Origin of the sequence: Aromatoleum evansii, from assembly GCF_012910805.1 — a bacterium.
GTDB classification, from domain to species: Bacteria; Pseudomonadota; Gammaproteobacteria; order Burkholderiales; family Rhodocyclaceae; genus Aromatoleum; species Aromatoleum evansii.
Window position 1 is genome coordinate 1 of sequence record NZ_WTVK01000288.1, and the last position, 396, is coordinate 396.

General features: G+C 66.7%; 1 protein-coding gene. It reads left to right on the forward strand.

The window, feature by feature from the left end; translation table 11 throughout:
• Positions 1 to 10 precede the first annotated feature (10 nt).
• Positions 11 to 178 carry a DUF1345 domain-containing protein gene (locus tag GO615_RS30105; protein WP_500676355.1) on the forward strand — a complete coding sequence of 56 codons (168 nt, stop codon included), beginning with the start codon at positions 11 to 13 and terminating at the stop codon, positions 176 to 178.
• The last annotated feature ends 218 nt before the right edge of the window (positions 179 to 396 follow it).

A 396-nucleotide genomic window follows, 5' to 3' on the forward strand; every position in this document is an offset into this window, starting at 1 on the left:
CGTGCACCTCATGTACATGCTGCGCTACGCCCGTCAGTACTACGAGCCGGCGCCGGCCAGCAACGGCATCGACTTCGAGGGCGGCGAACCCGACTACTACGACTTCGCGTACGTCGCGTTCGACCTCGGAATGACGTACCAGATCAGCGACACGAACCTGAAGAACCGGTGGGTGTGACGCCTCGTGCTGCAGCACACGCTGCTCAGCTACGCGCTCGGCGTCGGCGTCGTCGCGACAGCCATCAATCTCGTCGTGTCGCTCGCGACGAACTGACGCTCCGTCGCGCGGGGGAGGCGGGCTGTCGGTGGCGGCGTCTACCCTCGCAGGCGTGAGGGAGTTCTTCGGTCTGGACGACGACTGGGTGCGGCCGTTGCCACCCGGATGGCAGCGACGGG

Excerpts from the sequence above, each read along its gene's own strand:
- GO615_RS30105 (WP_500676355.1), top strand. The coding sequence starts at position 11 with ATGTACATGCTGCGCTACGCCCGTCAGTACTACGAGCCGGCGCCGGCC.